The sequence below is a fragment of the Paraburkholderia sp. BL23I1N1 genome (assembly GCF_003610295.1).
Classification (GTDB): domain Bacteria; phylum Pseudomonadota; class Gammaproteobacteria; order Burkholderiales; family Burkholderiaceae; genus Paraburkholderia.
The window spans coordinates 4,992,222-5,010,073 of the sequence record NZ_RAPV01000001.1 but is presented as its reverse complement, the minus strand read 5'-3'; the positions used below and the strand labels follow the sequence as shown (position 1 = coordinate 5,010,073).

Here is a 17,852-nt window from a genome sequence, read left to right as displayed (position 1 = left end):
GTCATTAAGATGACACTTCAAAGTCCGGTTCGCCCCGGTTCCGCTGCGCGCAGCCCCGCGCCAGCGTTCCGTGAGCCGCTACCGAAGGAGCATTTCGTTGACCAGTTTCGATCATCAGCGCCGGCCGCTTGTCGTTGGCATCGGCGGCACGACACGCGCGGCGTCCTCGACCGAGCGCGCGCTCGGCTTTGCGCTGCGCGGCGCGCAAGCCGCGGGCGCGACTACCCGCCTGTTTGGCGGCACGTTCCTGCATAGCCTGCCCCATTACGCCCCGGAAGACCCTCACCGCACCGACGAACAGCTGGAACTGATTGAAGCCGTGCGCCATGCAGACGCGCTGATCATCGCGACACCCGGCTATCACGGCGGCGTCTCGGGCCTCGTCAAGAACGCGCTGGACACGCTCGAGGAACTGCGCGCCGATGAGCGGCCGTATCTGGATGGCCGCGCGGTCGGCTGTATCGTCACGGCATATGGCTGGCAGGCTGCCGGCTCGGTGCTGACATCGCTGCGCTCGATCGTCCATGCCCTGCGCGGCTGGCCCACGCCGTTCGGCGCCGGGATCAACACGCTGGAAACACGCTTCGACACCGTCGACACCTGTTCCGACGTCAAGGTCGTCGACCAGCTTGCCACGGTCGGCCAGCAGGCCGTGCAATTCGCGCTGGCGTTCAACGCGCATCGCGCGCCGATAGCCGCGCCGCTCGCGCATGCAGTCAAGGAAGCGCAACCCGCCCGCTTGTTGCACGCAGTTTAAGCGCGAGTCGCATGACATCGTGGATCGCGGCTTGCGGTCCACGAACTCTCCGCGAATTCTTCGTGAGTCCTTCGTGAGTCCTTTTTACCGGCTGGTTTGCTCCACCCGCCTCCTCCACCCCCGTTCCAAACCGTGCGCCACATAACAGACGATCCGCCAACAAGGCCGGATAGTGTCTTCACGCTCGGCGACTATCGTCCGATCCGGCCTCCTGAAAACCGATCCCGAAGCTCGCTGATTTGCTTACGAGGAAAGAATGGTTCACCCGCTGCGCGGCGCGGCCTACGCTTGATCCTGCCCGCTCACTCACCGGCTGCCTGACGCACTGGGTTGCGTCCCGCGCCGGCTCTTTAGCAACACACTCGGGCACATTCACTGCCACGACCATGAATTCACACATCCGCTACAAGGGCTACGAAGTTGCGCCGGCCGCGCAACAACTGCCCAACGGTCTGTTCGCCGCCAATCTGACCATCGAGAAAACCACGGCAAACCAGGCTCAGGCCTACTCGTTCGACGCACTCGATTATTTCTTCGATGAAGAACACGCGCTCGCTTATGCGTTCCGATGGGGACGCATGTGGATCGACAGCCACCAGTAACGGCGGCAAACGCATGCCGTCTTGTACCGTTTAGCATCAATACTGTTAACAAGCTCAAATTTGTGTTAACTTTCAAGCCTCTGAACCAACAAGAAGAGCTTGAAGGATGGCAAGAACGGAAGCAACGCTGCCAGGCGGGGCGCGGCTCGCGGACTATCTGGCGGTGGGGTATCTGGCGCTGAACTGCTCCCTGGGACAGGTCAAGGAGGCGCTCACGAAGTGCGGCGTGCAGACGCGCGTGCGCCGCGACATGCCGCGTGAAGTGCTGGTGTATTTCGTGATGGCGATGTGCCTGTATCCGCGCGTGGCCTATGAGGAAGTGTTTCGTCTGGTGATCGAGGGACTGCGGCGCATCTACGGCGACCAGGTACGCGACGCGCAGGTCAGCAAGGCGGCGATCTCGCAGGGTCGCGCACGCCTGGGATGGCAGGTGATGCGCGAGCTGTTCGCCCGGCAGGCGGCGCAACACCCACGAACCGCAGGCGGCGACTATGCGGGCTATCGGGTCATGAGCGTGGACGGCTCCACGCTGGATGTGCCCGATGAGAAGGCCAATGCGCAAGCGTTCGGATATGCGCAGGGAGGGCGCGGTGAGGCCGCGTATCCGCAGATTCGCTTCGTAGCGCTGGCCGAATGTGCGACGCACGCGCTGTGTGAGGTCCAGATGGGCGGGGTATGCGAGCACAGCGAACAGGCGCTCACACGCCAGCTGTTTCCGGCATTCTCGGACGACATGCTGGTGCTGGCCGATCGCCTGTTCTATGGCTATGACATGTGGCGCGACGCGGTGGCCACCGGAGCGAAGCTGCTGTGGCGCGTGAAGTCGAATTTGCGGCTGCCGTGCGAAGTGCCGCTGGCAGATGGTTCGTACCTGAGCACTGTCTATGCCAGTGACACCGACAGGCGACACCAGCGCAACGGCATGCAGGTGCGGGTCATCGAGTATCGCCTGGAAGGTGTGCCTGATGCCGAGCCGCAGTATCGCCTGATCACCAATCTGCTGGACGCAGCGGTGGCGCCTGCCATAGAACTCGCGGCGCTGTACCACCGGCGCTGGAAAATAGAAGAGATGTTTGACGAGATCAAGACACATCTGTGCGACGGCAAGAAGGTGCTGCGTAGCAAGACGCCTGATCTGGTCCGTCAGGAGTTCTATGCGTTAATGCTTACCCACGCGGCGATCCGTCGACTGATGTATGAGGCTGCCCAGGACAGCGGGCAGCACCCGGAAGACTTATCGTTCGTTCATGCCGTACGCGTGTTGAACCGACGCCTGCCCGAGGCGGCGGCCGTTCCCCCCTGAGCAGTGGCAAAGTTGGAGGCTCAGCTTACTGCGGGAAATCGCCAGTGGGCGTGCCGTGCAAAGCCGCGGCAAGCGTAATCCCCGCGGCGTGAAGCGAAAGATGTCGAACTTCCGGATACGCCGACGATCGGAGCCGCTGAATCAGCGAATTTCACCGAAAGCGGTCATCAAGTGAACAGTATTGCGTTTAGCATCGGCCTTTAAACGGCTGTGCCAGAATAGGCGACACTTCAGATCGAGGAGACGCCTGCAATGACATGGACCGTCGATGAACAGTTGGCCCTAACCGCCACGGAAGCGGTCGCCGCGATCCAGTCCGGGCGCCTCAAAGCCGCCGACTATATGGCCACGCTGCTGGCGCGCGCGGCGTCGCTCGCGAGCCTCAATGCGCTCACCACGCTCGACCTCGACGGCGCGCTAGCCGCGGCGCAGCGCATCGACGCGTTGCCACCCGAAGCCAAAGCGCAATTGCCGCTCGCCGGTTTGCCCATCGTCGTGAAAGACAACATCAACACGGCAGGCTTGCAGACCTCGGCGGGCACGCCCGCTCTGGAGGGCTTCGTACCGAAGACCAACGCGCCTTCGGTACAACGGCTTCTCGATGCCGGCGCGATCGTGCTCGGCAAAGCCAACATGCACGAACTCGCGTTCGGCATCACCAGTACGAACTTCGCCACGCATGCCGGACCGGTGCGCAATCCGTACGACCCCACGCTGATCCCCGGCGGCTCGTCTGGCGGCACCGCCGCCGCGATCGCCGCGCGCATCGCGCCCGCAGGTCTCGGCACCGACACCGGCGGCTCGACCCGCATTCCGGCGGCGTTGACAGGCATCGCGGGATTTCGTCCGTCAGTGGGTAACGGCGCCGCCGAGCGGCGCTATCACGACCCGAATGCCGTCGTGCCGATCAGCCATACACGCGATACGGTGGGACCGATGGCGCGCACAGTCGCCGATATTGCTTTGCTCGACGGCGTGATTACCGGAGCGGGAGCGCTGCCCGCGCTCACGTTGAACGGCTTGCGCATCGGCTTGCCCGCGCCGCTCTGGGAAGGGCTCGAAAGCCAGGTGGATGACGTTGCGCAAGCCGCCTTGCGCCGGCTCGCAGGAGCGGGCGTCATCTTCGTGCCTGTTGCGATGAGCGAGCTGGAAACCTTGAACGGCAAGGTAGGCGGCCCGATCGCGATCCATGAGCCGCGCGAGGACGTGCTTGCCTGGCTCATCGCCAACGATGCACCGGTCAGGACCGTGGCTGAAATGGCGGCCCGCATCGCAAGCCCGGACGTGCGCGCGATCTACGACGGTGTGCTCGCCGACGTGCTCGGCGCCCATTACGACGCAGCCCTGCGGCAATGGCGGCCGCGCTTGCAGCAGTATGTCGCCGCGACGTTCGCCGACGAACATCTCGACGCGCTGCTGTTCCCGACCACGCGTCTCGCCGCGGTGCCGATCGACGACCTGAACGGTTCGTCCACTGTCTCGATCGACGGCGCCGCGCCGATCGACACGATGGACGCGTTCCTGCGCAATACCGACCCGGCCAGCACGTCCGGCATTCCAGGCTTGTCGCTGGCGGCCGGGATGACCGCAAGCGGCCTGCCGGTCGGCCTGGAACTGGACGGGCCACTCGGCGAGGACCGACCGCTGCTGGCGATCGGCGTCGCATTCGAGCAATTGCTCGGACTGCTGCCGGCGCCGGTGCTCTGACGGCTTTAAAGAAGAAGATGCCGCCCAAGATGCCGCTTAAAACACCGCTAAATAAAGTATCGATCCGCATGCCGATGAACGCGTCATACCCAGCCCATCTTCGGCAAACGCTTTGGCGAACCGTCGCTGTCGTGGCGGTCGCGCTCGCCGCCACTGCCTGCGCGCGCCTCGCCGCCGTCGATTCGAACGCGCTCTGGAAGATTGTCGATATGCGCTGCGTGCCGTCGCAACAGGCCACCGGCACGCCGGGCCAGTGCACGTTCGTCGATCTCGACAAACGCTATGCAATCCTGAAGGATATTGTCGGCCGCTCACAGCATCTGTTGATTCCGACCGACCGCGTCACCGGTATAGAAAGCCCACTCGTGCTGGCGCCGAATGCACAAAACTACTGGGACGACGCGTGGACGTCGCGGCTTTATGTAGAGAAGTCCGTCAAGCGGGATTTGCCCGACAATCAACTCGGACTCGAGATCAACTCGCAATATCGCCGCACGCAAAACCAGTTGCATATCCATATCGATTGCATGCAGGGTGACGTGAGCGACGCACTCGCGCGTCACGCGAAGGACACGCCCGGCGAGTGGCAATGGGATACGCTCGGCGGCCAGCGCTACCGGATCATGCGCGTCACCTCACTTGGTCAGGCGAACAATCCGTTTCGCATCGTCGCGCGTGATAATACAAACAGCGCAGCGATGGCCATGCAAACCATTCTTGTGACCGGCGCGGGGCCGTCGGCCGAGAAGGACGGCTGGCTCGTCGTGAATAGTGCCCTGGATGCCAACAATGGCAGCGGCTCGGCGGAAGGTTTGCTCGATCATGCTTGCCACGTGGCGGACGGTGGTTGAATGCCCCCCCGCTTTTGCACGTTTGCGCAGATGCATTGCTGAACAAAATGGTTCTAGTCGTGTGTATTGGCTCGTAGGATCGGTCTAAACCTGCAATCCGACCGATCCAGCCGATGGCGATTTACCTCGACGACACGCAACGCAAAGCCCTCGCGCGCCAGGCTGCAAGCTGGACATGGCGCACACAATGGCCGACGTGGCTGCTGATCGTCACGATCTATTGCGGATGGTTCGGCGTAGCGACGCATGCGCACGCGCTCGGCTTGCCACTGACCACCGCGCTGCTGGCGCTGTTGGGCACGTGGTACATGTCGCTGCAACACGAACTGCTGCACGGTCATCCAACGCGCTCGCCGCGCTTTAACGCACTGTTAGGATTCGCGCCGCTCGCGGTGTGGTTTCCGTATGGCGTCTACCGCGATTCTCATCTTCAGCATCACGACGACCCGCATCTGACGCGCCCGGAGCGCGATCCCGAAAGCTATTTCGTGAGTCAGCGTGTGTGGCAACGCGCGGGTTTCGCAATTCGCGCGCTGCTGACCTTCCGCAATACGTTTGTCGGCCGCCTGCTGGTCGGGCCGGCTTTTGCCCTTGCTGCGACGGGCTGCGGATGCGCTCGGCAAAATCAAACGCGGCGATTGGCGCGAACGTGCCGATATGGCTCACGCATCTGGCCGCGCTAGCCACGCTGACGGTGTGGCTTCAATACGCCTGCGGAATCCCGGCGTGGGCCTTTATCGTGGGCGCGGGTTATGGGTCGTTGTCGTTGGGTTCGATCCGCTCGTTTCAGGAACATCGAGCGGCACATGCATCCGCGCATCGCACTGTGATCAATGAGGCCGCGTGGTTCTGGCGGCTGCTGTATTTGAACAATAACTACCATCTCGTTCATCATGACTTGCCGCATGTGCCGTGGTTTGCACTCCGGAAGGTCTATGAAACGTCCCGCCGACAATACATAGAACGCTCAGGAGGCTTTCTCGTGCAAGGTTATAGCGAATGGTTGAGGCTTTTCGCATTCGCTCCGATTGCACGTCCGGTGCATGGCAATCTGTCCGATTTCATTCAAAGCAATCCGCCCGCTCGCCAGGAGCGGGCCGGCCAGTCCACCCTGTCGTCAATAACCCCGGCCGAATGGCACACGCACCTTGATGGCGGTACCGTGGCCCGGCGAGCTAACGACGTCGAGCGCGCCACCCAGCATCAACACACGCTCCCTCATACCCGCCAACCCAAAGGATTTCCTTGGGATCGCCACGGGATCAAATCCGCGGCCGTCATCGCGCACTTCGAGCAGACAATCGTCACCCGCCTCCTTCAGGGTAATAAACACCTGATGGGCATCGGCATGCCGCGTGACATTGGTGAGCGCCTCCTGGACAATCCGGAACAAAGCAATGGCCCGCTCCTCGGCAAGTTCGCGACTTTCTTCCGGCACACTCAGACAACAAGTCGTCTGGCCATTCTGCGAAAATTCGGCAGTCAGCCACTCGAGCGCCGCGGCGATACCCGCGTCGAGCACCGCCGGACGCAGCGAGGTCATGACGTTGCGTAGCACCTGCATCGTCTTGTCGGACAGGAGCAGCAGTTTCTGGACGTGCTCGTCAATATCCGGATTGTCATGGCCAAACCGCACGCGCAGGGTCGAGACACCCATGCGAAGCGCGCTCAGGTGCTGGCCGAGTTCGTCCTTCGCACCCAGTACTTCTCTAGGTTCACCGAGCAGTTGCTCGACCTCGACACCGGTCACGCGCGCGAACTCCGGATTGACATATGTACGGCGGCAGTTCAGGTCGTACCGGACAATGGCATCTGGCGCATTTTCTGCAAGCGTGCGAAAGGCCCGTTCGCTTTCGCGTAACGCTCGTTCAGTCGTTCTCAGTTTCGTGACATCGCGCGCAAGCGCCAGGTTGTATTCCTTATCGCCGTATTCGAAAAAGCTCGCGTTGACCTGAACAGGGAGCAGGCTGCCGTCCTTGCGACGGTGCATGGTCTCGATAACGAGCGAACCCTGCTCTCGCAGTGCCGGCCAGGCCTCACTCCCCCTATCGGCAGTCCAGTCCGGATCGATATCCGACACGCTCATCAGCAACAGTTCCGCGTTGCTGTATCCCAATGTCCGGCACGCTTCTTTATTCACATAGACGAAGCGGCCGGTGTCATCGAGTAGATAGGCGGCTTCCCGCACCCGATTGAGCGCAAAACTGGTCAGGTGGAGGAGTTCGTTACGTTCGGCCACCAGCCGTTCCAGATTCTCGCGATCGCGGCGCAGAGCGGCATTTTCCCCCTCCAACCGTTTGAGAATCGCATCTGTTTCAGCGTCGCGTGCGGATTCGTTCATACGTCGCCCACGAAAAGATTTTCGGCATGGCGCGGAATCGCGCCTTCCGCCCGAATTTCAATGCAAGCAGGCCAAGCCGTTGTTTCGCGAACGTCTTGCCGCCTGGACGGCGCGAGTTCACGTTTGCACGCGCATCGCGCAGAAAACACGTTCGGCAGGTCAGACACTTCAGTATATCGACAAGCCCATTGAAGCGCCTCTGGAAAGCCCCACGGCCCATTGGTGTGAACCATACGGCGGTGCAGGACCCGGTATCCCCTCTAACCCGATCTGACAGGCAGTCGAAGAAGCGAAGTTAGCAAAGCTTTCTGATGGGCAGTGCCGACGCTCTCTGCGATCGAATAAAGCTCGCATTCGTCATACTTAAGGTCGCGGCACGGGCATTATTGGGCACCACCGTTTGTCAGGGCGCGTGCCAGCAAATGCCATGGCTGCCAAGTAGCCCGACGCCATCACCCTCCACCCGTGCGCTGACCGCTAATGGGGTTTCGGCACGCCGAACCGCGAGGAAACGGTATTAGCGGCATTCAGCATGCCGTCCGGTCCGAACTGGAAGCTGATCGCGGTGCTCCTGACGCTAGTGTCACCGACAAACGGACCGATGGCGGGAATCAATGTCACCGCGAGCGGCTGTGGTTGTGCGAACGCGTACACCAGGAAAGTCGATCCATTTTGCAAAGTGGAAGTCGACGATGGCGTGCCCAGTCTGGCAACCACTTGCTGCTGCGTCGTTACCCCGGGCCTGAAATCCGCAATATCCTCGGGTTTAATTTCCTCAACCGTTGAAGCGCAGCCGCCGAGAACGCACGCGAAGACAATCGACAGAATCAACGTGGTTCGCAAGACTTTCATGCCATTTCTCCTTCGTCGAATACCCAGGTCAACTTGATGCACATCACAAGGCTTGTAGGCTCGATGATCGGTGTGTCGTCGCACTCGACGCGTGCCTGGTTGCGTCGCCCGGTAACCAGCCATTTTCACCAGTCGGGCGTGATGCTATCATGACAAACCGCCTGGACGGTTTTATTTTCGATCCATAGCATGAGGAAAATCCTGCGCACCGGCCCTTAACCCGGCAGGGTTTAGCGCAAAGGTAAAAGCCGGCGAACTCTTGATAGAATGGCAGTTCACACAAGGGCGAGATTCGTTAATCTCGCGGTTTTTCGCACGGATCTCACCCAGACTGCGGTTCGTGCGAATGGCCCTCACATCTCATAGGAAGACATGGATAATCCCACCCGTTCGGAACGATCCCGAAACACCGCTATCAAGGCGGCATTCGTAATCCTGACGAGGGATGGTCCGGGTGGACTTACCTTCGACGCTCTGTCTCGCGAAAGCGGAATCAGCAAAGGTGGGCTACTCCATCAATTCCGCACGAAGGGCGATATCCTCAAGGCGCTACTCGCCTACCAGCAAGATCATTACAGGTCGTTCGCCAATAATTTCCTGGCCACCAAGGGCGACTCGCTTCGTGAACCAACGCTTTCGTGCCAGATAGCGATATTCCGCGAATCAATTAATCAATCTCACTCCGTGGCGAGAGCGATTCTGGCCACACTCGTGGAAGATCCAACGCTGCTCAGCGAGATCCGCGATGAAGACGCAGCACAGACACGGAAGATACGGAGCGAGGCCGAGGATCCGGACATGGCGCTCTTACGTCTGATTGCAGCGCAAGGTTTGGCTTACACGACACTCCTGGGGCTTTCTCCAGTGTCAGACAGACAACGAGAGCGGCTATTCAAGTTACTACTGGATGAGGATCGATGGACAAGCGATCGCCCCTCCAAATCTGAACAGTCTGCGGCGTAGATTTTCCCGCTGGTCGGCATCATTCATGAAAGCAGGAGTCCCATGAAACGATTTTTTCAATCAATATCCGTCACCCGACGCGGATGCATCACATCCCTTTTCTGTGCAATTCCGCTCGTCGCTGCTTTGACCTGCGTTTTCATTACCACAGCTGTGTTCTCACATGATGTGCCGAAGCTTGTGAAAGGGTTTCCGTCTGCGGATTATATCGAAGTGAGCAAAACGCCCGTTCAGTGAACGAAAGCAGTAACTCCCATTTCACCTCAAATGCCGGTTTTCCCACATACCGAAAGCTCACGGCCGATTATCCTGATCACTCGGGCAGGTGGCAGGAGATGGCTATGTCGGTATATGTCGATGAAGGATTCAGGCCCTGTGTCACGGAATGCGCAACCGTCGCCTTCCGGGTCTGTTTTGACGAGCGGGTGCAGGTCTTCGAGGTCAGCGCCGAGGCACTGGTGACCTTTTGCGGGGCCGCGAGCAAGCGGCGCACGGATTTGCTCGTTGCGTTCGAAAACTCGCAACTGGAAATATTGAAGGTGGTGGAGTGCAAATGGCCATTCAAGGAGACCGAGCCCGTGCGGTTGGGGCTCGACGAATTCCGAATGGTCAGACATTAGTTATGCCAGAATTGCGTCCATGACCTGGATCGCCGCCCTGCCGATGTACAACGTGACGCCCGCGCTCGCCACTACGTGGCGCGAGTGGCTGGACGACGTATTGCGCATGGTGAAGCCGGCATGCCGCATCGTCGAGCCGGACGAAGAACTGCATGGATTCTGGCGGCGCCCTAACGTACTGCTCTCGCAAACCTGCGGCTATCCGCTGATGCATGGGTTAAACGAGCAGGTTCAGTTGATCGCCACGCCGCGATTCGACGCGCCGGGCTGCGAAGGCACCGATTATTCGAGCGTACTGGTCACGCGGGCGGAGGCGCAGTTCGATTCGCTTGAGGCATGCCGTGGCGCACGTGCCGCCTACAATCAGGACGATTCGAACAGCGGTATGAACGTGTTTCGCCACTCGGTGGCGCCGCTTGCGCGCGACGGGGCGTTTTTCAGCACGGTCCTGCGCACCGGTTCGCATCTTGGATCGTTACGAGCGGTGATCGAGAATCGCGCCGACGTCGCCGCAATCGACTGCGTGACGTTCGCGTTTGTCCGCGATGAGTTGCCGGAACTGGCGCAGCAGGTGCGGCAAATCGGTGTGACGGCAGCGTCGCCTGGATTGCCTTTGATTGCGTCCAACCACGTGCCGTCCGCGACGATCGAGACGCTGCGCGAGGCACTGAACAAAGCGCACCTTGCGCAGCCCGAGCGCGCCAAACGCCTGCGTTTGAAGGGTTTTTCCGCGTTGCCGCTCACGGACTACGAACGGATCGAGCAACTGGAAAACGAAGCGCGCGCCACCGGCTACGGGCGCCTCGCTTAAGCCGCGCCTCGCTTGAAAATCAAGCACGGCGATCAGCCCACATCCAGCACCAGAAGCTGCGCCCCGTCGGTCACCTGGTCGCCCACTGCATACAGCACTTCCGACACCGTGCCTGCGGCCGGGGCGCCGATCGTGTGCTCCATCTTCATCGCTTCCATCACGATCAACGGCGTGCCCTTCTCCACCACCGTGCCCGGTTCGACCAGCACCGCGATTACCTTGCCCGGCATCGGCGCGGTCAAACGGCCTTCGCCGCCTTCAGCATCCGCGGCATGCGCGAGCAGGTTCTGCCACTCGAATGCCAGCGCCTCGCCAAGGCAGAATACGTGGAACGTATCGACGTCGACGAACACACGCCCGGTTACGCGCGCATCGCCGATCGTCGCGCGGTATTCGTGCGCGCCCGTGCCAGCCGACCATGTGAAGCCCTCGCGCACGCCATCGTGTTCGAGCGATTGCGTGGCGCCGTCGCGCGCAAACGTGACTTCGAAAGCCGTGTCGTTCTCGACTTCGCGCCAGCCGAGCGTCTGCGTATAGCCGCTGTTCAGGCGCCAGTGCGATAGCGCATCCCACGGCGACGCGCCATGCGCGGTGCCGCCTTCGCGCGTCAGCAACGCGGCGCAGGCGAGCGCCAGAGCTTCCTTGAAGGGCTTCTTGACGGGCGCGAACAAGGCATCGTGATGACGCTCGATCAAACCGGTGTCGAGATCGCCCGTTGCGAACGGCTCGCTCGTGACGATGCGTTGCAGGAATTCCACGTTGGTGTGCGGACCGACCACCTCGCAGGCGCGCAGCGCACGATTCATGCGCACGAGCGCCTCTTCACGCGTTGCCCCGTGGACGATCAGCTTGGCGATCATCGGATCGTAGAACGGCGTGATGGTGTCGCCTTCGCGCACGCCGCTGTCGATGCGGACCGCTGCCTTGCGGCCCGGTTCACACAGCCCGGCCGCGCCGATGGAGAACTCGACGCCTTCCGGCATGCGCAGATGCTTGAGCGTGCCTGTAGAGGGCAGGAAACCGCGTGCAGGATGCTCGGCGTAGATACGCGCTTCGATCGCATGGCCGTCGATTTTCAGCTCTTGCTGCGTGAGCGGCAGCGGTTCGTCCGCGGCGACACGTAGTTGCCATTCCACCAGGTCCTGCCCCGTCACCATTTCCGTGACCGGATGCTCGACCTGCAGGCGCGTGTTCATCTCCATGAAGTAGAAATCGCCTGTGCCGGTCATGATGAACTCGACCGTGCCCGCCCCAACGTAGTTCACCGCACGCGCGGCGGCCACGGCTGCTTCGCCCATCTCACGTTTGATATCCGCGGACAACCCAGGCGCCGGTGCTTCTTCCAACACCTTCTGGTGACGCCGCTGCACCGAGCAGTCGCGGTCGAACAGATACACCGCGCCGCCATGACGGTCCGCGAATACCTGCACTTCCACGTGACGCGGCCGCGTCAGATATTTTTCGATCAGCACGCGATCGTTGCCGAAGCTGCTGGCCGCTTCGCGTTTGCACGACGCCAACGCCGCCGCGAAGTCTTCCGTGCGCTCAACCACGCGCATGCCTTTGCCGCCTCCCCCCGCGCTCGCCTTCAGCAAGACCGGATAACCGATCGCATCGGCTTCGCGATGCAGCAACTGCGGATCCTGATCGTCGCCGTGATAGCCCGGCACGAGCGGTACGGCGGCCGCATGCATCAGCGCCTTGGCGGCCGCCTTCGAGCCCATTGCAGCGATCGCTTCGACCGGCGGTCCGATGAAGACGATGCCGGCCGCTTCGCAGGCATGCGCGAAGTCTTCGTTTTCTGACAGGAAGCCGTAGCCCGGGTGCACGGCCTGTGCACCGGTTGCGCGGGCGGCTTCGACGATGCGCTCGACGCGCAGATAGCTTTCTGTCGCGGTCGATCCGCCGATATGCACTGCCTCGTCACAGGCGGCCACGTGTTTCGCGTTGGCGTCCGCATCGGAATACACGGCCACGCTCGCAATGCCGAGCCGCTTGCAGGTCGCGGCGACACGGCACGCAATTTCGCCGCGGTTGGCAATCAGGATCTTGTTGAACATGAGATGTCTCGGTGATTGTCCCGAAGTGTCCCGTTAGGGGCTGTGTAATTCTGGTGAAGGCCTGTAGGCGCTTCGGAATTTGATCCTTCGCAATGCTTCAACTGCGCCACGAAGGTGTGCGTTTCTCGAGGAACGATGCGACGCCTTCACGGCCTTCCGCCCCCGCCCGCGTGCGCGCGATGCGTGCCGCCGTGTCTTCAATCAAGGCCTCATTCAACTCGCGGCCGGCGATGTCCTGCACGAGTTGCTTGCAGGCGCGCACCGCTTGCGGGCCGTTTGCGCACAGCGTTTCGGCGATCTGCTGCACGGTGGCGTCGAGTTGCTCCATGCCCACCGCTTCGCTAACCAGGCCCAAGCGGTACGCCGTCGCGCAATCGAACTGCTCGGCGGTCGTGAAGTAACGCCGCGACGCCTGCTCGCCCAACGCGCGGATCACGTACGGCGCGATGGTGGCCGGGATCAGGCCGAGACGCGCTTCCGAGAGGCAAAACCGCGCGCTCTCCACGGCAACGACGATATCGCACGCCGAGATCAAACCCATGCCGCCCGCGTACGCGTCGCCGTTCACGCGCGCGATCACCGGCTTGTTGCAGCGATAGATCGACGCCAGCATGTTCGCGAGCAGCATCGCGTCGGCGCGGTTCTCGTCGTCCGAGTAGCCAGCCATCTTCTTCATCCAGTTCAGGTCGGCGCCTGCACAGAATGCCTTGCCGTTCGCGGCGAGTACCACTGCGCGCACGTCGTCGCGCGCGTTCAGGGCCGTGAAGGCCGCGGTCACTTCGGCGATCATCGTTTCGTTGAACGCGTTGCGCACGTCCGGCCGGTTCAGAGTGACCGTGGCGATCGGCCCGGCGAAAGCGACATTCAGCGTTTCGTATTGCATCGTTGCAGCTCCTGCGCTTCTTAGCGCTCCGTCACATTCTGAACACGCCGAAACGCGTGTCTTCGATCGGCGCGTTCATCGTCGCCGAAAGGCCGAGACCGAGCACGTCGCGCGTTTGCGCCGGGTCGATCACGCCGTCGTCCCACAGACGCGCGCTTGCGTAGTACGGGTGCCCCTGATGCTCGTATTGATCGCGAATCGGCTGCTTGAACGCCTCTTCCTCTTCGGCGCTCCACGAACCGCCCTTGCCTTCGATGCCGTCGCGCTTGACCGTGGCCAGCACCGACGCCGCCTGCTCGCCGCCCATCACCGAAATGCGCGCGTTCGGCCACATCCACAGAAAGCGCGGTGAATACGCGCGGCCGCACATGCCGTAATTGCCCGCGCCGAACGAACCGCCGATGATCACCGTGAACTTCGGCACCTTTGCGGTGGCCACGGCCGTCACCATCTTCGCGCCGTTACGCGCGATGCCTTCGTTTTCGTACTTGCGGCCGACCATGAAGCCCGTGATGTTCTGCAGGAATACCAACGGAATCTTGCGCTGGCAGCACAGCTCGATGAAGTGCGCGCCCTTGAGCGCCGACTCCGAAAACAGAATGCCGTTGTTCGCGATGATGCCGACCGGATGCCCCCAGATATGCGCGAAGCCACACACGAGCGTGGTGCCGTAGCGGGCCTTGAATTCGTCGAAAGCGGAATCGTCGACGATGCGCGCGATCACCTCGCGGATATCGAACGGCTTGCGCGTATCGACGGGAATCACGCCGTACATGCTCTTCACGTCATAGCGCGGCGGCTTCGGCTCCTGCAACGCCACCGGCACCTGTTTCGTGCGATTCAGATTACCGACGATGCTGCGCGCAATCGCCAATGCATGCGCGTCGTTCTGCGCGAGATGATCGACCACGCCCGACAACCGCGTATGCACGTCGCCGCCGCCGAGGTCTTCCGCGCTCACCACTTCGCCGGTTGCGGCTTTGACGAGCGGCGGGCCGCCGAGAAAAATCGTCCCCTGATTCTTGACGATGATCGATTCGTCGCTCATGGCCGGCACATAGGCGCCGCCTGCCGTGCACGAGCCCATCACGACGGCGATTTGCGGAATGCCTGCCGCGGACAGGTTTGCCTGGTTGAAGAAGATGCGGCCGAAGTGATCGCGATCGGGGAACACGTCGTCCTGATTCGGCAGATTCGCACCGCCCGAGTCGACCAGGTAGACACACGGCAAATGGTTTTCGGCGGCGATTTCCTGCGCCCGTACGTGCTTTTTCACGGTGACGGGATAGTACGTGCCGCCTTTGACCGTCGCGTCATTGCAGACGATCACACACTCCTGCCCCGCAATACGGCCAATACCCGTGACGACGCCCGCGCCGGGTGCGTCGTTGTGGTACATGCCATAGGCCGCGAGTTGCGAGAACTCGAGAAAGGGTGTGCCCGGATCGAGCAGTTTCTCGATGCGCTCACGCGGCAGCAGCTTGCCGCGGCCCGTATGTTTGTCGCGCGCCGCTTGCCCACCGCCCAGCGCGAGTTTTTCGATCTTTGCGCGAAGATCGGCGACCAGCGCTTCGAGCGCCGCCGCATTGGTGCGGAAGTCATCCGAGCGCGGATTCAGCTTTGATTCGATGATCGGCATAGAGGTCTCTCTTACGCCGTTTCGGCGAACAGTTCGCGGCCAATCAGCATGCGACGGATTTCGCTCGTGCCCGCACCGATTTCATAGAGCTTCGCATCGCGCCACAGACGGCCGACCGGATACTCGTTGATATAGCCATTGCCGCCGAGAATCTGGATTGCCTCGCCGGCCATCCACGTCGCTTTTTCAGCGGTGTAGAGAATCACGCCCGCGCAGTCCTTACGCACCTGGCGCACGTGATCCTTGCCGAGCGTATCGAGTTGCCGGCCCACTGCGTAGAGATACGCGCGGCACGCTTGCAGTGTGGTGTACAGGTCGGCGACCTTGCCTTGAATCAGCTGGAATTCGCCGATCGGCTGGCCGAACTGCTTGCGATCGTGGATATACGGCACGACTGCGTCCATGACCGCGACCATGATGCCGGTCGGGCCGCCGGCGAGCACGGCGCGTTCGTAATCGAGGCCGCTCATCAGCACCTTCACGCCGCCGTTCAACTGGCCGAGAATGTTTTCTTCCGGCACTTCGACGTCCTGGAACACCAGTTCACCGGTATGTGAGCCGCGCATGCCGAGCTTGTCGAGCTTTTGCGCGACGGAGAAGCCCTTCATGCCCTTCTTGACGATAAACGCGGTAATGCCGCGCGAATTCGCTTCGAGATCGGTTTTTGCATAGACCACGAGCGTGTCGCAATCCGGACCATTGGTGATCCACATTTTCGTGCCGTTCAGCACATAGTGATCGCCCTTTTTGTCCGCGCGCAGTTTCATGCTGACGACATCCGAGCCCGCGTTCGGCTCGCTCATGGCGAGTGCGCCAACGTGTTCACCGGAAACCAGCTTGGGCAGGTATTTTTCCTTTTGCGCCGTGGTGCCGTTGCGATGAATCTGGTTGACGCACAGATTCGAGTGCGCGCCGTACGAGAGACCGACCGATGCCGACGCGCGCGAGATTTCTTCCATCGCGATCATGTGCGCCGTGTAGCCCATATTCGCGCCGCCGTATTCCTCCGAGACCGTCATGCCGAGCACGCCCAGGTCGCCGAATTTGCGCCACAGGTCCATGGGGAACTGATCCGTGCGATCGATTTCCGCGGCACGCGGGGCGATTTCTTTGGCGGCGAATCCGGCGATGCTGTCACGCAGCATTTCGATTTCTTCGCCGAGCGGGAATTGCAAACCGGGCAGGTTGCTCATTGCTGTGTCTCCAGAGTTCGTGGTCGGACGGCCAGCCTAGGTGGGCGCGGCCCGTCTGAGTGCGGCTCAGCGGACGGCGACGGCCTTATGGGCCGCCTTCGCCACCCTGCAGAGGCGCGAAACGTTCAAGGCGCATTTCACGCTAGATTTACGTAAGCGTCAATAGGTATTTTTGAGTTTCACTCAGAAATGGTCAGATGCACCTCTGGCGCCGTCATACCGTGATAATATCGTCGTCATCGGGGCTATCGGCCTCACAAAACTGAACTCAACTCATATGACGGTTGCCTTGAAGGCTGAGTTACCTGCCTCGCGCCGCCAACCGGCTGGGCGCAAGTCGCAGCAGCGCGTGAAGGAAATTTTGCAGGCGGGCCGCGACGTGTTCTCCGAGCGGGGTTACGAGCGCGCGACGACGGCGGAGATTGCGCAGCGCCTGGGCATTTCCGAGGCGACTGTCTTCAGTTATTTCCGCGGCAAGCGCGAGTTATGTGCGCGGGTGATTGGCGACTGGTACGACGAGATCATCGAAGCGATCGAGTCCGGGTTGCCGCGTGATGGCACTGTGCGGCAGCAGTTTGCTTTTATTGTGCGGACGCATTTGCGGCTGATGCTGGTGAATGGCACTGACCTGTGTGCTTTGGTGTTGTCGGAGGGGCGGGCTCGGCATCATGAGTTGAGTGAGGCGCTGACGGAATTGCAGCGGCGGTATACGGCGCCTTTGATGCGGGTGTTGGCGCAGGGTCAGGAGACTGGGCAGATTCGGGCTGATATGCCATTGAGGTTGTTGCGGTCGATGGTGTTTGGGCCGATGGAGCATGTGCTGTGGGATGCCACGTTGGCGAATCGGCATATGGATATTGACGCTACCGCGGATCAGTTGATTGACGTGTTGTGGGCTGCGCTTATGCCGCCTGATTTGGCGGTTAGTGCTTTGCAGCAGTTCAGGGTTGAGGTGGCTGAGGCAAACCGGCGGTTTGAGGAGGCAGCGAGGAATGGGGTTGGGGCGCCTGGCGGCTGATGGTGGTTTTTTTTGGTTTTTTGCCTGTGTGGCGCTTGGTTGTCTGTGGTTTTATGGCGTTGGCCTTTCCTTGATTTTCTAGTGGTTTATTAGCGTTCCCCCTGTGCGGGGGGCACCTACTTTTCTTTGCCTGCCGCAAAGAAAAGTAGGCAAAAGAAATCGGCTCACACCGCTAACTTTTAAGCGGGTCCCCCGCGCAGCCGCGGTAGTGGTGCATCTGGAATCTGTGTTCTCGCACATTCGGCGTAAGTG

General features: G+C 61.3%; 15 protein-coding genes and 1 pseudogene. 10 read left to right on the top strand and 6 right to left on the bottom strand.

The window, feature by feature from the left end; translation table 11 throughout:
- The first annotated feature begins 97 nt into the window (after nt 1–97).
- The 6 genes and pseudogenes from B0G76_RS23435 to B0G76_RS23410 form a co-directional block, all read left to right on the top strand.
- Nucleotides 98–757, top strand: coding sequence for an NADPH-dependent FMN reductase (locus tag B0G76_RS23435; RefSeq protein ID WP_120294652.1), 660 nt, complete (start codon nt 98–100; stop codon nt 755–757).
- A gap of 386 nt (nt 758–1,143) precedes the next feature.
- The gene (locus tag B0G76_RS23430) at nt 1,144–1,359 is read left to right on the top strand and encodes an HlyU family transcriptional regulator (protein WP_120294651.1); all 216 of its coding nucleotides are present in this window, start codon (nt 1,144–1,146) and stop codon (nt 1,357–1,359) included.
- 106 nt (nt 1,360–1,465) lie between these two features.
- A complete protein-coding gene (locus B0G76_RS23425; RefSeq protein WP_120289567.1) occupies nt 1,466–2,662 on the top strand; it encodes an IS4 family transposase in 1,197 nt (398 codons plus the stop codon).
- Between the two features lie 252 nt (nt 2,663–2,914).
- Nucleotides 2,915–4,369: an indoleacetamide hydrolase gene (iaaH, locus tag B0G76_RS23420; RefSeq protein WP_120294650.1), complete on the top strand. Its 1,455-nt coding sequence runs from the start codon at nt 2,915–2,917 to the stop codon at nt 4,367–4,369.
- 74 nt (nt 4,370–4,443) lie between these two features.
- Nucleotides 4,444–5,220, top strand: a complete 777-nt coding sequence (locus B0G76_RS23415; protein WP_183082122.1) for a CDP-diacylglycerol diphosphatase — start codon at nt 4,444–4,446, stop codon at nt 5,218–5,220.
- A gap of 113 nt (nt 5,221–5,333) precedes the next feature.
- Nucleotides 5,334–6,292, top strand: a pseudogene (locus tag B0G76_RS23410) (fatty acid desaturase); the annotation flags it as partial.
- Between the two features lie 45 nt (nt 6,293–6,337).
- Here the strand turns inward: B0G76_RS23410 and B0G76_RS23405 are convergent.
- Together B0G76_RS23405 and bamE are read right to left on the bottom strand one after the other, a co-directional pair.
- Nucleotides 6,338–7,561 (bottom strand): sensor histidine kinase, encoded by a 1,224-nt coding sequence (locus tag B0G76_RS23405; protein ID WP_120294648.1) that lies wholly within the window; start codon nt 7,559–7,561, stop codon nt 6,338–6,340.
- A gap of 477 nt (nt 7,562–8,038) precedes the next feature.
- Entirely contained in the window at nt 8,039–8,413 is a 375-nt protein-coding gene (bamE, locus tag B0G76_RS23395; protein WP_183082121.1) for an outer membrane protein assembly factor BamE, read from the bottom strand.
- A 372-nt stretch (nt 8,414–8,785) separates the two neighbouring features.
- Here bamE and B0G76_RS23390 point away from each other — a divergent pair, with 372 nt between their 5' ends.
- From B0G76_RS23390 to B0G76_RS23380, 3 genes are all read left to right on the top strand, one after another.
- Entirely contained in the window at nt 8,786–9,376 is a 591-nt protein-coding gene (locus B0G76_RS23390) for a TetR/AcrR family transcriptional regulator (RefSeq protein WP_120294645.1), read from the top strand.
- 341 nt (nt 9,377–9,717) lie between these two features.
- Entirely contained in the window at nt 9,718–9,996 is a 279-nt protein-coding gene (locus B0G76_RS23385) for a DUF1488 family protein (RefSeq protein ID WP_120296710.1), read from the top strand.
- Between the two features lie 19 nt (nt 9,997–10,015).
- Nucleotides 10,016–10,807: a phosphate/phosphite/phosphonate ABC transporter substrate-binding protein gene (locus B0G76_RS23380; RefSeq protein ID WP_120294644.1), complete on the top strand. Its 792-nt coding sequence runs from the start codon at nt 10,016–10,018 to the stop codon at nt 10,805–10,807.
- A gap of 32 nt (nt 10,808–10,839) precedes the next feature.
- Here B0G76_RS23380 and B0G76_RS23375 read toward each other — a convergent pair whose 3' ends face one another.
- The 4 genes from B0G76_RS23375 to B0G76_RS23360 all read right to left on the bottom strand — a co-directional run bounded on the left by B0G76_RS23375 (nt 10,840) and on the right by B0G76_RS23360 (nt 16,582).
- On the bottom strand, nt 10,840–12,867 hold the full coding sequence (locus B0G76_RS23375; RefSeq protein WP_120294643.1) for an acetyl/propionyl/methylcrotonyl-CoA carboxylase subunit alpha: 2,028 nt from the start codon (nt 12,865–12,867) through the stop codon (nt 10,840–10,842).
- Between the two features lie 97 nt (nt 12,868–12,964).
- Nucleotides 12,965–13,750: an enoyl-CoA hydratase/isomerase family protein gene (locus B0G76_RS23370; RefSeq protein WP_120294642.1), complete on the bottom strand. Its 786-nt coding sequence runs from the start codon at nt 13,748–13,750 to the stop codon at nt 12,965–12,967.
- A gap of 31 nt (nt 13,751–13,781) precedes the next feature.
- The gene (locus B0G76_RS23365; RefSeq protein WP_120294641.1) at nt 13,782–15,389 is read right to left on the bottom strand and encodes a carboxyl transferase domain-containing protein; all 1,608 of its coding nucleotides are present in this window, start codon (nt 15,387–15,389) and stop codon (nt 13,782–13,784) included.
- 11 nt (nt 15,390–15,400) lie between these two features.
- Nucleotides 15,401–16,582 carry an isovaleryl-CoA dehydrogenase gene (locus tag B0G76_RS23360; RefSeq protein WP_120294640.1) on the bottom strand — a complete coding sequence of 394 codons (1,182 nt, stop codon included), beginning with the start codon at nt 16,580–16,582 and terminating at the stop codon, nt 15,401–15,403.
- A gap of 277 nt (nt 16,583–16,859) precedes the next feature.
- Here B0G76_RS23360 and B0G76_RS23355 point away from each other — a divergent pair, with 277 nt between their 5' ends.
- Nucleotides 16,860–17,600 carry a TetR/AcrR family transcriptional regulator gene (locus B0G76_RS23355; RefSeq protein WP_120296708.1) on the top strand — a complete coding sequence of 247 codons (741 nt, stop codon included), beginning with the start codon at nt 16,860–16,862 and terminating at the stop codon, nt 17,598–17,600.
- Nucleotides 17,601–17,852: the final 252 nt, after the last annotated feature.

Excerpts from the sequence above, each read along its gene's own strand:
- B0G76_RS23430 (WP_120294651.1), top strand. The coding sequence starts at position 1,144 with ATGAATTCACACATCCGCTACAAGGGCTACGAAGTTGCGCCGGCCGCG.
- B0G76_RS23425 (WP_120289567.1), top strand. The coding sequence starts at position 1,466 with ATGGCAAGAACGGAAGCAACGCTGCCAGGCGGGGCGCGGCTCGCGGAC.
- iaaH (WP_120294650.1), top strand. The coding sequence starts at position 2,915 with ATGACATGGACCGTCGATGAACAGTTGGCCCTAACCGCCACGGAAGCG.
- B0G76_RS23415 (WP_183082122.1), top strand. The coding sequence starts at position 4,444 with ATGAACGCGTCATACCCAGCCCATCTTCGGCAAACGCTTTGGCGAACC.
- B0G76_RS23405 (WP_120294648.1), bottom strand. The coding sequence starts at position 7,561 with ATGAACGAATCCGCACGCGACGCTGAAACAGATGCGATTCTCAAACGG.
- bamE (WP_183082121.1), bottom strand. The coding sequence starts at position 8,413 with ATGAAAGTCTTGCGAACCACGTTGATTCTGTCGATTGTCTTCGCGTGC.
- B0G76_RS23390 (WP_120294645.1), top strand. The coding sequence starts at position 8,786 with ATGGATAATCCCACCCGTTCGGAACGATCCCGAAACACCGCTATCAAG.
- B0G76_RS23385 (WP_120296710.1), top strand. The coding sequence starts at position 9,718 with ATGTCGGTATATGTCGATGAAGGATTCAGGCCCTGTGTCACGGAATGC.
- B0G76_RS23380 (WP_120294644.1), top strand. The coding sequence starts at position 10,016 with ATGACCTGGATCGCCGCCCTGCCGATGTACAACGTGACGCCCGCGCTC.
- B0G76_RS23375 (WP_120294643.1), bottom strand. The coding sequence starts at position 12,867 with ATGTTCAACAAGATCCTGATTGCCAACCGCGGCGAAATTGCGTGCCGT.
- B0G76_RS23370 (WP_120294642.1), bottom strand. The coding sequence starts at position 13,750 with ATGCAATACGAAACGCTGAATGTCGCTTTCGCCGGGCCGATCGCCACG.
- B0G76_RS23365 (WP_120294641.1), bottom strand. The coding sequence starts at position 15,389 with ATGCCGATCATCGAATCAAAGCTGAATCCGCGCTCGGATGACTTCCGC.
- B0G76_RS23360 (WP_120294640.1), bottom strand. The coding sequence starts at position 16,582 with ATGAGCAACCTGCCCGGTTTGCAATTCCCGCTCGGCGAAGAAATCGAA.
- B0G76_RS23355 (WP_120296708.1), top strand. The coding sequence starts at position 16,860 with ATGACGGTTGCCTTGAAGGCTGAGTTACCTGCCTCGCGCCGCCAACCG.